This is a genomic window from Nocardioides xinjiangensis (assembly GCF_017916455.1).
Lineage (GTDB): Bacteria > Actinomycetota > Actinomycetes > Propionibacteriales > Nocardioidaceae > Nocardioides > Nocardioides xinjiangensis.
The window spans coordinates 2,016,321-2,028,943 of record NZ_JAFMSY010000001.1; the positions used below are offsets into that span (position 1 = coordinate 2,016,321).

At 73.1% G+C, this 12,623-nt stretch carries 11 protein-coding genes, 2 tRNA genes and 1 other RNA gene; 11 read left to right on the forward strand and 3 right to left on the reverse strand.

Annotated features, from left to right (window positions below; all coding sequences use genetic code 11):
* Positions 1–4: 4 nt before the first annotated feature.
* The 4 genes from J3P38_RS09460 to J3P38_RS09475 are packed head-to-tail and all read left to right on the forward strand — an operon-like array spanning position 5 to position 5,100.
* Positions 5–1,423 (forward strand): type VII secretion protein EccB, encoded by a 1,419-nt coding sequence (locus J3P38_RS09460; RefSeq protein ID WP_210503400.1) that lies wholly within the window; start codon positions 5–7, stop codon positions 1,421–1,423.
* Positions 1,423–2,655, forward strand: coding sequence for a S8 family serine peptidase (locus J3P38_RS09465; protein WP_210439505.1), 1,233 nt, complete (start codon positions 1,423–1,425; stop codon positions 2,653–2,655). Before J3P38_RS09460 ends, J3P38_RS09465 begins: the two co-directional genes overlap by 1 nt.
* Positions 2,656–2,692: 37 nt before the next feature.
* A complete protein-coding gene (locus J3P38_RS09470) occupies positions 2,693–3,760 on the forward strand; it encodes a sugar phosphate nucleotidyltransferase (protein ID WP_210439506.1) in 1,068 nt (355 codons plus the stop codon).
* 38 nt (positions 3,761–3,798) lie between these two features.
* The gene (locus J3P38_RS09475) at positions 3,799–5,100 is read left to right on the forward strand and encodes a UDP-N-acetyl glucosamine 2-epimerase (RefSeq protein WP_210439507.1); all 1,302 of its coding nucleotides are present in this window, start codon (positions 3,799–3,801) and stop codon (positions 5,098–5,100) included.
* A 68-nt stretch (positions 5,101–5,168) separates the two neighbouring features.
* On the opposite strand, the gene J3P38_RS09480 is transcribed toward J3P38_RS09475, so the two are convergent.
* Positions 5,169–5,254, reverse strand: a tRNA-Ser gene (locus J3P38_RS09480).
* A gap of 89 nt (positions 5,255–5,343) precedes the next feature.
* Between J3P38_RS09480 and ffs the strand changes: the two genes are divergently transcribed.
* From ffs to J3P38_RS09515, 7 genes are all read left to right on the forward strand, one after another.
* Positions 5,344–5,436: signal recognition particle sRNA small type (gene ffs, locus J3P38_RS09485), an RNA gene on the forward strand.
* A gap of 77 nt (positions 5,437–5,513) precedes the next feature.
* Positions 5,514–7,682 carry a DNA polymerase III subunit gamma and tau gene (locus J3P38_RS09490; protein WP_210503401.1) on the forward strand — a complete coding sequence of 723 codons (2,169 nt, stop codon included), beginning with the start codon at positions 5,514–5,516 and terminating at the stop codon, positions 7,680–7,682.
* Between the two features lie 90 nt (positions 7,683–7,772).
* The gene (locus J3P38_RS09495) at positions 7,773–8,159 is read left to right on the forward strand and encodes a YbaB/EbfC family nucleoid-associated protein (RefSeq protein ID WP_210439509.1); all 387 of its coding nucleotides are present in this window, start codon (positions 7,773–7,775) and stop codon (positions 8,157–8,159) included.
* A gap of 8 nt (positions 8,160–8,167) precedes the next feature.
* Entirely contained in the window at positions 8,168–8,764 is a 597-nt protein-coding gene (gene recR / locus J3P38_RS09500; protein ID WP_210439510.1) for a recombination mediator RecR, read from the forward strand.
* The gene (locus tag J3P38_RS09505; protein ID WP_210439511.1) at positions 8,761–9,342 is read left to right on the forward strand and encodes a DUF5063 domain-containing protein; all 582 of its coding nucleotides are present in this window, start codon (positions 8,761–8,763) and stop codon (positions 9,340–9,342) included. The genes recR and J3P38_RS09505 overlap by 4 nt, the downstream gene beginning before the upstream one ends.
* Before the next feature lie 89 nt (positions 9,343–9,431).
* Positions 9,432–10,718 carry an aspartate kinase gene (locus J3P38_RS09510; RefSeq protein ID WP_210439512.1) on the forward strand — a complete coding sequence of 429 codons (1,287 nt, stop codon included), beginning with the start codon at positions 9,432–9,434 and terminating at the stop codon, positions 10,716–10,718.
* On the forward strand, positions 10,715–11,764 hold the full coding sequence (locus J3P38_RS09515; protein ID WP_210439513.1) for an aspartate-semialdehyde dehydrogenase: 1,050 nt from the start codon (positions 10,715–10,717) through the stop codon (positions 11,762–11,764). The genes J3P38_RS09510 and J3P38_RS09515 overlap by 4 nt, the downstream gene beginning before the upstream one ends.
* Here the strand turns inward: J3P38_RS09515 and J3P38_RS09520 are convergent, their stop codons facing one another.
* Positions 11,765–12,442, reverse strand: a complete 678-nt coding sequence (locus J3P38_RS09520; protein WP_210439514.1) for a hypothetical protein — start codon at positions 12,440–12,442, stop codon at positions 11,765–11,767.
* A 64-nt stretch (positions 12,443–12,506) separates the two neighbouring features.
* Positions 12,507–12,580, reverse strand: a tRNA-Pro gene (locus J3P38_RS09525).
* Between the last annotated feature and the right edge of the window lie 43 nt (positions 12,581–12,623).

Sequence of the window (12,623 nt, forward strand, 5' to 3'; positions counted from 1 at the left end):
ACCCATGGCGACCAAGAAGGACCTCGTCGAGGCGCACGCGTTCAGCCGGCGACGCCTGGTGACGGCGTTCGTCTCGGGCGCTCCCGGCGGCCGCGAGGTCGAGCCGGTCCGACCGGGGCGGGTGCTGATCGGCGGCATCGCGCTGTCGGTGCTGCTCCTCGCCGGCGCCGCCATCGCCGGCTTCCTGCTCGGCCGACCCCCCGCGGAGTGGCTCGACAAGGGCAGCTTCGTCATCTCCAAGGACACCGGCGAGCAGTACGTCGTCCTCCGCGGTGGCGAGGACCCCCTCCTCCAGCGGGTGCCCAACTACGTCTCCGCCCAGCTGCTGCTCGGGCAGGCGGAGCTCACCCCGTACACGGTGCGCGACAAGTACATCCGCACCGTGCAGCTCGGCGAGGACCTCGGCATCGAGGGCGCGCCGGCCGGCCTGCCGTCGGCCGACGAGCTGGTCGGTGACGGCTGGACCGCGTGCACCGGGTCCGGGGTCGGCATCCAGCTGGCGATCCAGCAGACGCCGGCGGTCGAGGACCGGGTGGGCTCGGCGTTCCTCGTCGAGAGCAGGGGGAGGCAGTGGCTGATCGCGACCGCGCCGGCGGTCGGCAGCACCCCGGGCCGCGCCTACCGCTTCGCCATGCCGAGCGACGAGACGCAGTCCTCGACGCTGGGGACCCGCCTGGGCTTCGGTGCCTCGGCCACCGAGGTGGACGAGGCCTGGCTCAACCTCTTCCCGGTGGGCGACGAGCTCGAGCGTAACGCGTTCGGCGTGACCCGCGCGGGGGAGCGGGTGCCGTACGCCGCCACCGGCACGGACCTGTCCCGCTACCGCATCGGCGACCTCCTGCGGTCCGGCACCGGTGCCTACTACCTGCTCGGCGACGAGAAGCCCGAGCGCCTCACCGACTTCGCCGCCATGGTCTACGGCGTGGTCGGCGGCCCCGCCGAGGACCTCCCGGAGGACCTCATCGCCTCCTTCGGCGACGTCCGGTTCCCGGCCGAGTGGCCGGACGAGGTCCCGCAGCCGATCGCCGACGGCGCGCTGTGCGCGGTGCTGCACCCCGGTGCGGACCGGGCCGCCTCGGTCAGCCTGGCGACGAACCCGACGGGCGCAGCCGACCCGGCGGAGGTCGGCGCCGGCCACCACGCCGTCGACGTCGAGCCCAGCGCGGGCGCCTACGTGCTGTCCGGCTCGGGGGAGACCGCCGACAGCGGCACGCCCTACGTCGTCGACACGAAGGGCGCCAAGTACCTGCTCATCGGCTCCGAGGTGCCCGACTACATCGGCTACGCCGAGGTCGACCCCCCGCTGGTGCCGAGCTCGTGGCTGGAGTTCTTCGAGCCGGGCGTCCCGCTCTCGACCAACAGCGCGCGACGCGTGCCCGAGGACGCCCCGCCGGCCGACGACGCGGCGGCGGACGCGGGCTGATGGGCCGCACGCGACTGCGGGCGACGGTCGCCGCCGGTGTGCTGGCCGCCTCGGTCGTCCCCGCCTGGGCCCCCGCGGCCGAGGCCGACCACTCGGCGCCGTGCCTCACCGACCAGGTGCCCGGCTCGGAGCGTCTCGCCGACGCGCACGCCGACGAGAACCTCGCGCTCGAGCGCATGCACGTCGAGCAGGCGCACGAGGTCGGCACCGGACGCGGCGCGAAGGTGGCGGTGATCGACAGCGGCGTCGCGCCGGTGGACGGCCTCGCCGTCACCGGTCGCGTCGCGATCCCGGGCGTCGCACCCGACGCCGTCCTGTCCGGCCACGGCACGATCGTCGCCGGCCTGATCGCCGGGCCGCGCGGGGTCGCGCCCGACGCCGAGGTGTTCGACGTCAAGGTGTTCGACGTCGAGCAGGCAGACCCGAGCCGCGGCGAGCGGCCGCTGACCTCCGCCGGCATCGTCGCCGGCATCGAGGCGGTCATCGCCGCGCAGCCGCGGCAGCGGTTCGACGTCGTCAACATCTCCCTCGCGGTCCGTCAGTCCGACCCGGCGCTCGAGGCGGCCGTCGCCCGCCTCGTGGCGCTCGACGTGGTGGTGGTCGCCGCAGCCGGCAACGTCGACGGCGACGCCGACACCGGCCGGGGCACGCCCGGCAACGACGCCGAGGTCTTCCCCGCCGACTACCCCGGCGTGCTCACGGTGAGCGCGACCCCGCCGGGCGACGAGAGTCCCGCCGGCTACGTGCTGCCCAACCTGGACACCGACGTCGCCGCGCCGACACTGGGCGCCGTCTCCCTCAACGCCACCGGGCAGGTCTGCGTCGTCGACGAGGTCGCGACCTCATGGGCCGCCGCCGAGGTCAGCGGCGTCCTGGCACTGCTGGCGCAGCGCTTCCCGCGGGAGACGCCTCGCCAGCTCGTGGCACGGCTCCGGGCCACCACCGAGGGCGGCGGCGCCTCGCAGCGGCACGCCGTCGAGAACCCGTGGACCGGCGCCGGTGTCGTGCAGGCCCACGACGCGCTGACCCGCCAGATCGAGCCGGGACGCCGCGGCACGGTCCGCACGACGGTGCGGGAGACCCGCGCCGACGCGCAGGCGCCGCCGGCGCCGGAGCGGGTCGACCTGTTCAGCACGCCGCGAGCGATCCTGCTGTGGTCGGGCCTCGCGGCCGGGTCGCTGCTCGCGCTCGCGTTCATGCTGCGGCCGCTGGTGCGCCGGTCGCGGCCGTAACGGGGGTGGCGCGTGGTGCGGCATGATGGAATGGACCATGACCGACACCGCGGACGAGCCCGTCGCCGTGATCCTGGCGGGCGGCCAGGGGTCGCGCCTGTGGCCGATCAGCCGGGACCGCGCCCCCAAGCAGTTCCAGCCGGTCGTCCGCGACCGGCCACTCCTCACCGGCACGATCGAGCGGCTGAGCGAGATCGTCGACCCGCGCCGAATCCATGTCTCCACGCGGGCTCGCTTCGCCGACGCAGCGCGCGCGAACCTCGGCCCGGTGCCGGCCGAGAACCTGATCCTGGAGGAGGACCCGGCCGGCCCGGCGACCGCCTTCGCGCTCAGCCTCGCGACCCTCGCCCAGGAGTACGGCGACGTTCCTGCACTCATCGCCCCCTCGGACCACCTCATCAACGAGGAGGAAGCCTTCAACGCGGCCTCGCGCGACATGCTCGCCCAGCTCGAGGAGTCCCCGGGCTCGATGGTGGTGCTGGGTGCGCAGCCGACGCGGTACGACCCCAGCCTCGGCTACATCCACACCAAGGGTGGGGACGGCGCGGTCGAGGTGATCGCGTCGTTCCACGAGAAGCCCGACGCGGAGACGGTCGACGAGCTGGCAGGCACCGGTTCGCTCTACTGGAACACTGCCTGCTACGGCGTACGGGTGGGTCCGGCGTGTGACGCCTACCGGACGGCGCTGCCGTTGATCTTCGACGCGATCGAGCGATTCGCGCGCGGCCGTACCGCCGACCAGGCCTACCGGGGAGCGGCCATCGGCGGCCACGAGATCCATCCCCTGATGTGGGCCGGGATGGAGTGCCTGGTCGTGCCCCGCCAGCTGGGGTGGACCGACGTCGGCACCTGGACCCGCCTGGAGCGGGTGCTGCACGACCAGCGGGTCACCTCGATCGGTCCCGCGCTGCAGCTGGACGCCGAGGACACCCTCGTGGCCAGCATGGACGGGCGCCCCGTCGTCACGCTGGGTGCCCGGGGACTCATCGTGGTCACCCACGAGGACGCCGTCTACGTGCTCGACAAGCAGAAGGCACTTGACACCGGCACGCTGGAGCGGCTGCGTTCGCTCCTCGCGGCCAGCACGCGCGAAGATCTCCTCTGACCCGGCACCGGACGCGACGCACCCGAGCGAAGGAACCCATGTCCCACGAGAACAGCCAGCACATCGTCGTCGTCGGCACCAAGCCCGACATCATCAAGCAGGCGCCGATCTACCACGAGCTGCGCGCCCGCGGTCACGACGTCGTGCTCTGCCACACCGGGCAGCACTACGACCACAACCTCTCGCAGTCGATGCTCGACGAGTTCGGCGTGCGCGAGGACATCAACCTGGAGGTACGCGGCGGCGTCAACGACCTCGTCTCCGGCATCACCGCCAAGCTCGCGCTCTACCTGCGCGGCTTCGCCGAGCGAGGCGGCTTCCCGATCACCTACGTCCACGGCGACACCACGACGGCCATGGCCGGCGCGCTGGCCACCTTCGGCGAGCGCCAGGCGCTGGTGCACGTCGAGGCCGGCCTCCGCACCCTCTCGCCCACGGCCGAGGTGCTCCGCGGCTGGCTCGAGCAGGGCGCCGACCTCGACTGGGCGTCGTTCCGCGAGCAGTCGATCGACCGCGCCAGCTGGTCCAAGGGCAGCCGCGAGCCGTCGCCCGAGCAGTTCAACACCCGCGTCGCCGACGCCGGCTCCGACCTGCACGCCGCGCCGGTCGAGCTCAACCGCGAGTTCCTCGTCGAGGAGGGCTTCGCGCCGGCGGCCATCGACGTCGTCGGCAACTCCGTCGTCGACGCGCTCGCGCAGGCGGTCGCTGGCAGCGACAAGAACCAGGTGCTCCAGAAGTACCCGCAGATGGGCGACGGCTCGTTCCTCCGCTTCTGCGTGCACCGCCGGGAGAACACGACCAACCGCGACCGGTTCAACCTGCTGATGGACGCCATGGAGGACCTGCTCGAGCAGGGGCACCACGTCCTCTTCATCCGTCTGCTGGGCACCGAGGCGGCCATCGACAACTTCGGCCGGCGCCAGTGGCTGGAGGACCTCGAGGCGCGGTTCGGCGACGCGCTCATCTCCACGCCGGTGTGGGACAGCTACCTCGACGTCGTCGCCGCGATGTCGATGTGCGCGGTCATCGTCACCGACTCCGGCAGCATCGTCGAGGAGGCCAACGTGCTGCAGGTGCCCTGCGTGACGCTGCGGTTCGGCTCCGACCGCTCCGAGACCTTCCTCGCCGGCAGCAACTTCCTCGCCCCGCCCGTCGACAAGACGCTGATGGTGAGCGTCATCCACAACGTCTTCGAGCACCGCGCGGAGCTCTCCTGGGAGCGGGTCTACCCCGAGAAGGCGTCGGCGATGCTGGCCGACGCGGTCGAGCGTCGCCTCGATGAGGGCAGCCTGCTGATCTCCGAGGAGTGGCGCTACGGGCTCAAGGCCAAGCTGCGCTGACGCCCTCACGACGCCGTCGCGACGTGACGAGGGCCCCGCACCTGCTCGGTGCGGGGCCCTCGTGCCGGCGGAGGTAGGGGGATTCGAACCCCCGAGGGCTGTTAACCCAACCCGCTTTCCAAGCGAGCGCCATAGGCCACTAGGCGATACCTCCGCGGAGGAGAGTACCGGTCGGCTCTCCGGCCGGTGAAATCGCCCGGGCCGGGTTTGGGCCGCCGTCCCCGGCTCGCCTAGACTCCCGGCCAACCCCCCACGCGGCGTCACCTCGCCCAACTCCCCCAGGGCCGGAAGGCAGCAAGGGCAAGCGAGCTCTGACGGGTGCGTGGGGGGCCTTCTCATGTCCGGCGCCGTGTCGCCCGGGCCGGTCGTACGCGCGGTGGTCGCTGTGGGCGGGCCCGGTTAGGGTTTCCGACGTGGAGTCACCGCTCGCGCTCTATCGCCGCTACCGGCCCGAGACCTTCCAGGAGGTCATCGGGCAGGACCACGTGACCGAGCCGCTCCGGGCCGCCCTGGCGGCCAACCGGGTGAACCACGCCTACCTGTTCTCCGGCCCGCGCGGCTGCGGCAAGACCACCTCCGCGCGCATCCTGGCCCGGGCGCTCAACTGCGCCCAGGCCCCGGTGGCCGATCCCTGCGGCGAGTGCGACAGCTGCCGCGACCTCGCCCGCGGCGGGCCCGGGTCGATCGACGTCATCGAGATCGACGCGGCCTCCCACGGTGGCGTCGACGACGCCCGCGACCTGCGCGAGAAGGCGTTCTTCGCGCCCGTCCGCGACCGCTACAAGGTCTACATCATCGACGAGGCGCACATGGTCACCACGCAGGGCTTCAACGCCCTGCTCAAGCTCGTCGAGGAGCCGCCGCCGCACCTGCGGTTCATCTTCGCCACGACCGAGCCCGACAAGGTGCTGCCGACGATCCGCTCGCGCACCCACCACTACCCCTTCCGGCTGATCCCGCCCCGGCTGCTGAGCGACTACCTCACGCAGCTCGCCGCCGAGGAGGGCGTGGCGATCGAGTCCGCCGCCCTGCCGCTCGTCGTGCGCGCCGGAGCGGGCTCCGCGCGCGACACGCTGTCCGTGCTCGACCAGCTGCTCGGCGGGGCCGGTCCCGACGGGGTGACCCACAAGCTCGCGACCGACCTGCTCGGCTTCACCCCCGACTCGCTGCTCGACGAGGTGGTCGAGGCCTTCGCCACCCGCGACGGCGCCACGGTCTTCTCGGTCGTCGACAAGGTGGTCGAGACCGGGCAGGACCCGCGCCGCTTCACCGAGGACCTGCTCCGGCGGCTGCGCGACCTCGTCATCGTCACCGCGGTGCCCGACGCCCCGGCGACCGGCCTCATCGACGTCTCGGAGGACGCCGGCGAGCGCCTGGTGGGTCAGGCCGCCCGCTTCGGCGCCATCGAGCTCAGCCGGGCCGCCGACATCGTCGCGGCCGGGCTCACCGAGATGCGCGGCGCCACCGCGCCGCGCCTGCTCCTCGAGCTGCTCTGCGCGCGCGTGCTGCTGCCGGGCGCCAACCACACCTCCGACGGCGTGATGGCACGCCTCGAGCGCATCGAGCGCCGGCTGGACGTCACCGGCGCGCCCGCACCGGCCCCGCGGTCGGCTGACCCGGCCCCCGCGGCGAGGCCTGCCGCGTCGTCGGCTCCGGCCGCCTCCGGGGCTCCGGCCGCCCCCGCTGCCCCGTCCCCGGCAGCTCCGGCAGCCTCCGCGGCCGCGTCCCCAGCGCCCACCCGCACCGACGAGCCGGCGCCGCCTCCGCCGATCCCGTCCGCGGCTCCCCACGACGACGGCCCGCCGCCGCCTCCGCCCATGCCCACCTCGGCGCCCACCTCGATGCCCACCTCGGCGCCGACGTCCGCGCCGCAGGCGCCTCCGGTCGTGGCCGACCCGGCGCCGGCCACCGCGTCCGCGGTCGGGCCCGACGCGCCGGTCGCGCAGCAGCCGGCCGGTCCGCGCGGCGGCCTCAGCCTGGTCGACGTACGTCGCCTCTGGCCCGACATCCTCGAGCAGACCAAGAACCGTCGCCGGCTCGCGTGGATGGTGCTCTCCCAGCACGCACACGTGGTCGACGTGGACGGCGTGCGCCTGACCGTCGGCTTCGCCAACGCCGGCGCTCGTGACTCCTTCGTCAACGGCGGCTGCGACGAGATCCTGCGCCAGGCCGCGATCGACATCGTGGGGATGGACTGGCGCATCGAGTCGATCGTCGACCCGTCCGGCGCCGGGGCCGACGCGCCGGTGGTCCGCCAGGCCGCCACCGACCCCGCTCCGGTCGGCGCGCCCCTGCGCGCTCCCGTGCAGGCGGCCCCGGACACGCCGCCCGCATGGGTGACCGGTGCCGCCGCCCCCGCCGTCGTGCAGGCCGCCGAGCCGCCGGTCTCGGCCGCCTCGGCGCGCGAGGCACTGGAGGCGGCCCGTTCCGGGGGCGGCACCGAGCCGTCCGGGCCGGTGCGCTCGGCCGACGACGACGTCGACCCCGACGACCCCGACGCCGAGACGGCAGCGCTCGACACGGAGTCGCTGCTGAGCCAGACCCTCGGCGCCCGGCTGATCGAGGAGATCACCAACGACTGAGCGCTGCGACCAGGCGCCCGACCCCCCGACCCGACGCTCGACCCGACCCTCGACCCGACCCTCGACCCCGACCCTGACGTGGGAGACCCGATGACCCAGAACCCGTTCGACGCCCTCGGTGGCGGCTTCGACATGAACGCCCTCCTCCAGCAGGCGCAGCAGATGCAGCAACAGCTCGAGCAGGCGCAGGCCGACCTCGCCGAGCAGACCGTCGAGGGCACCGTCGCGGGCGGTGCGGTCACCGTCACCGCCAACGGCGTGGGCGAGCTGGTCGAGGTGACGATCCGCGCCGGGGAGTTCGACGGCAGCGACCCCGACGACCTGTCCGACCTCTCCGACCTCATCGTCGCCGCCTACCGCGACGCGCGGGCGAAGTCCGAGGCCCTGGCCGGTGAGTCGCTCGGGCCGCTGGCCGGAGGCCTGGGCGGTCTCGGCGGTGGGACCGGCGGCGGGCCGGGCCTGCCCGGCCTGGGCTGAGGCACCCCTTGTACGAAGGTGTCGTCCAGGACCTGATCGACGAGCTCGGCAGGCTGCCGGGCGTGGGCCCGAAAAGCGCACAGCGCATCGCCTTCCACCTGCTGCAGGCCGAGCCCACCGACGTCCGCCGCCTCGCGGACGTGCTGATCGAGGTCAAGGCCAGGGTGAAGTTCTGCTCGACCTGCTTCAACGTCAGCGAGGACGAGCAGTGCCGCATCTGCCGCGACGAGCGGCGCGACCCGAGCGTGCTGTGCGTCGTCGAGGAGTACAAGGACGTCGTCGCCATCGAGCGCACCCGCGAGTTCCGCGGCCGCTACCACGTCCTCGGCGGTGCGATCTCCCCGATCGACGGCATCGGCCCCGACCAGCTCCACGTGAAGGAGCTGATGCCCCGACTGGCCGACGGCGCGGTCACCGAGGTGATCCTGGCCACCGACCCCAACCTCGAGGGCGAGGCCACCGCGACCTACCTCACGCGACTGCTCCTGCCGATGGGGTTGCGCGTCACCCGCTTGGCGAGTGGACTTCCGGTGGGTGGTGACCTCGAGTACGCCGACGAGGTCACGCTCGGCCGGGCGTTCGCCGGAAGGAGATCAGCCGAATGACCGACGATGACCAGATCAGGTTCGAGGAGCAGATCGCCGACTCGGTGACGAGCTTCCTGCTCGCCCTGCGCGCGATCGCGCGCGAGGGCAACGGGGCGCAGGCGGTGTCGCTGCTGCTGCTCGAGATCAGCCAGGTGCTGCTCGCCGGAGCCCGGCTCGGCGCGCAGACCGACTTCACCCCCCGCGAGGAGTTCCAGCCCGACGTGGGTCCCGAGGCCGACATCGACGACCTGCGACTGCGCCTGGCGGACATGCTCGGGGGCGTCGACGCCTACACCTTCGTCTTCGACCCTTACGTCCCGGAGCTGGTCGAGAGCCGGCTCTCCGACGACCTGGCGTCGATCGCCATCGACCTCGAGAACGGCCTGCGCCACTTCCGCGCCGGTGACGTCGAGGAGGCGCTGTGGTGGTGGCAGTTCTCCTACGTCAACAACTGGGGCAACCTTGCCGGGGCGGCGCTCAACGCGCTGCTCACCGTGGTCGCACACGACCGCTTCGACACCGACTTCGAGGCCGACGCCGAGGCGGTGGCCGTCGCCGATGAGATGCTCGGCAGTACGCCTGTGGTGCAGCCGTAGAATCGTCGGTGGCCTCCCGGCAACGGCGCCGGTGGGCACGCCACACCAACGCGGCCGCTGACGGCTGCACCCCGACCCGAGGACCAACCGTGGGCATTGTCGTGCAGAAGTACGGCGGCTCCTCGCTCGCCGACGCCGACGCGATCAAGCGCGTGGCGCGGCGCATCGTGGACGTCAAGAAGTCCGGCCACGACGTGGTCGTCGCCGTCTCCGCCATGGGCGACACCACCGACGACCTGCTCGACCTGGCCACCGGCGTCTCGCCGCTGCCGCCGGCGCGCGAGATGGACATGCTGCTGACGGCGGGGGAGCGCATCTCGATGGCGCTGGTGGCGATGGCCATCAGCGACCTCGGCTTCACCGCCCGGTCGTTCACCGGCTCGCAGGCGGGCGTGATCACCGACTCGGTCCACGGCAAGGCCAAGATCATCGACGTGACGCCCGGCCGCATCACGCAGGCGATCGGCGAGGGCCACATCGTCATCGTCGCGGGCTTCCAGGGCGTCTCGGCGGACACCAAGGAGATCACCACGCTCGGTCGCGGCGGCACCGACACCACGGCCGTCGCGCTGGCGGCCGCCCTCGAGGCCGACGTCTGCGAGATCTACACCGACGTCGACGGCGTCTTCACCGCCGACCCCCGGATCGTCCCCAGCGCCCGCAAGCTGGGCCGGGTCTCCTACGAGGAGATGCTCGAGCTGGCCGCGTGCGGCGCCAAGATCCTGCACCTGCGGTGCGTGGAGTACGGCCGCCGCTACGGCATCCCGATCCACGTGCGCTCGTCGTTCAGCCAGCTCGAAGGCACCTGGGTCGTCAACGACCCGCAGCTCAGCGGACCCAGCCAGGGAGAGACCATGGAACAGCCCATCATCGCCGGCGTGGCCCACGACCGCAGCGAGGCCAAGATCACCGTCGTCGGCGTGCCGGACAAGGTCGGCGAGGCCGCCCGCATCTTCGAGGCGCTCGCCGACGCGCAGATCAACCTCGACATGATCGTGCAGAACATCTCCGCGGCGGCGACGAGCCTGACCGACATCTCCTTCACCCTGCCCCGCAGCGACGGGCAGACGGCGATGACCGCCCTCGCGCGCATCCAGGCCGAGGTCGGCTACGACAAGCTGCTCTACGACGACAAGATCGGCAAGGTGTCGCTCATCGGCGCCGGCATGCGCTCGCACCCCGGCATCACGTCGAAGTTCTTCGGTGCCCTGGCCTCCGCGGGCGTCAACATCGGGATGATCTCGACGTCGGAGATCCGCATCTCGGTGATCGTCGACGAGAACGCCGTGGACGACGCCGTCCGCGCCACCCACACGGCGTTCGACCTCGACGCCGACGAGGTCGAGGCCGTGGTCTACGGAGGGACCGGACGATGAGCGACACCGTGAACATCGGCATCGTGGGTGCCACCGGGCAGGTCGGCGTCGCGATGCGGCAGATCCTCCTCGAGCGGGAGTTCCCGGCCGACCGGGTCCGCTTCTTCGCCTCCTCGCGGTCCGCCGGCACGGTGCTGCCCTTCGGCGACCGTGAGATCACCGTCGAGGACGCCGCGAGCGCCGACCCGGCCGGGCTCGACATCGCGCTGTTCTCCGCCGGTGCCACCACCTCCCGCGCCCTCGCGCCGCGGTTCGTCGACGCCGGCGTCGTCGTCGTCGACAACTCCTCGGCCTACCGCAAGGACCCCGACGTCCCCCTCGTGGTCTCCGAGGTCAACCCCGACGCGATGGCCGGCGTGATCGAGTCGGGGCGCGGCATCATCGCCAACCCCAACTGCACGACCATGGCGGCGATGCCGGTGCTCAAGCCGCTGCACGACGAGGCCGGCCTGGCCCGGCTCGTCGTCTCGACCTACCAGGCGGTCTCCGGCTCCGGCGTCGCCGGGGTCGACGAGCTCGCCAACGGCGTGGCGCAGGCGGGCGACAAGGCGCGCGAGCTGGCCTACGACGGCTCGGCGATCACCTTCCCGGACCCGGTGAAGTACGTCGAGCCGATCGCCTACAACGTGCTGCCGATGGCGGGATCGATCGTCGACGACGGGCTCAACGAGACCGACGAGGAGCAGAAGCTGCGCAACGAGTCGCGCAAGATCCTCGGCCTGCCCGACCTGCTCGTCTCCGGGATCTGCGTCCGGGTGCCGGTCTTCACCGGCCACTCGCTCGCCGTCAACGCCGAGTTCGAGCGGGCCATGACCCCCGCCCGCGCCCGCGAGATCCTCGCGTCCGCGCCGGGCGTCGAGCTCGACGAGGTGCCGACCCCGCTGAAGGCCGCCGGGCGGGACCCGTCCTACGTCGGCCGGCTGCGGCAGGACCCCGGCGCGCCGGGCGACCGCGGCCTGGCGATGTTCATCAGCAACGACAACCTGCGCAAGGGCGCGGCCCTCAACACCGTGCAGATCGCGGAGCTCGTCGCAGCCGCGCGCTGATCACCGGACGTCGTGGGGTGCGCTGCCCCCGACGGCCGGCTCACCGCCCCCCACGGCCGTGGTGACCCACCACGACCCCGCGTAGGCGACCAGCGACGCCACCGGGACGGCGAGGACGCCCCACCACTCGTCCAGCGAGCCCAGCAGGAACACCATCACCAGCACGGCCAGGACGCCGACGGCCAGGAGGCTGGTCGAGCCGGCGTCGGCGACGCCGCAGGCGCGCAGCAGCAGTGTGCCGGCCCAGGCCAGCGCGACCAGCGTGGCGAGGAGGATCGGCAGTCCGGCAGCGCCCCCGCACGACGACGTCCCGCGCGCGGCGCTGCAGCCCGCGGCGGCGAGCCAGCCGAGGAGGACGGCGAGCCCTCCGACCAGGACGCCGGTGACTGCCGCGGCCGGCAGCCCACCGAGCCGGATCGTCCGTCCCTCGCGCGGCCCCCGGCGGGCCGAGGGCCGGGAGGGCTCGGAGGGCTCCGAGGGCCGGCGAGGCAGGGAGGGCTGGGAGGGCTCCGAGGGCTGTGGAGGCAGGGAGGGCTGGGGAGGCCCGGCGGCGGGCCCGGCCGCGGACGCACCGCCGGTCGGGGCAGGGGGACGCCCCTCGCGCGCCCTGCTCCTGCGCCGCAGCGACAGGGAGGGCATCTCCAGGGAGGGACCGTCGTCGGGCGTGCCGTCTGCCATGGGGGGAAGTGTGCCAAATGGCAGGAGCTCCCGGACCCGTGACGGGTCCGGGAGCTCCACGCTGTCGGGCTGACAGGATTTGAACCTGCGGCCTCCTCGTCCCGAACGAGGCGCGCTACCAAGCTGCGCCACAGCCCGCCGCCCGGCCAGGATCTGGCCGGGCAACGCGGGCGAGCATACC

Coding starts and splice junctions, on each gene's coding strand:
- J3P38_RS09460 (WP_210503400.1), top strand. CDS start 5: ATGGCGACCAAGAAGGACCTCGTCGAGGCGCACGCGTTCAGCCGGCGA.
- J3P38_RS09465 (WP_210439505.1), top strand. CDS start 1,423: ATGGGCCGCACGCGACTGCGGGCGACGGTCGCCGCCGGTGTGCTGGCC.
- J3P38_RS09470 (WP_210439506.1), top strand. CDS start 2,693: ATGACCGACACCGCGGACGAGCCCGTCGCCGTGATCCTGGCGGGCGGC.
- J3P38_RS09475 (WP_210439507.1), top strand. CDS start 3,799: ATGTCCCACGAGAACAGCCAGCACATCGTCGTCGTCGGCACCAAGCCC.
- J3P38_RS09495 (WP_210439509.1), top strand. CDS start 7,773: ATGACCCAGAACCCGTTCGACGCCCTCGGTGGCGGCTTCGACATGAAC.
- J3P38_RS09505 (WP_210439511.1), top strand. CDS start 8,761: ATGACCGACGATGACCAGATCAGGTTCGAGGAGCAGATCGCCGACTCG.
- J3P38_RS09515 (WP_210439513.1), top strand. CDS start 10,715: ATGAGCGACACCGTGAACATCGGCATCGTGGGTGCCACCGGGCAGGTC.
- J3P38_RS09520 (WP_210439514.1), bottom strand. CDS start 12,442: ATGGCAGACGGCACGCCCGACGACGGTCCCTCCCTGGAGATGCCCTCC.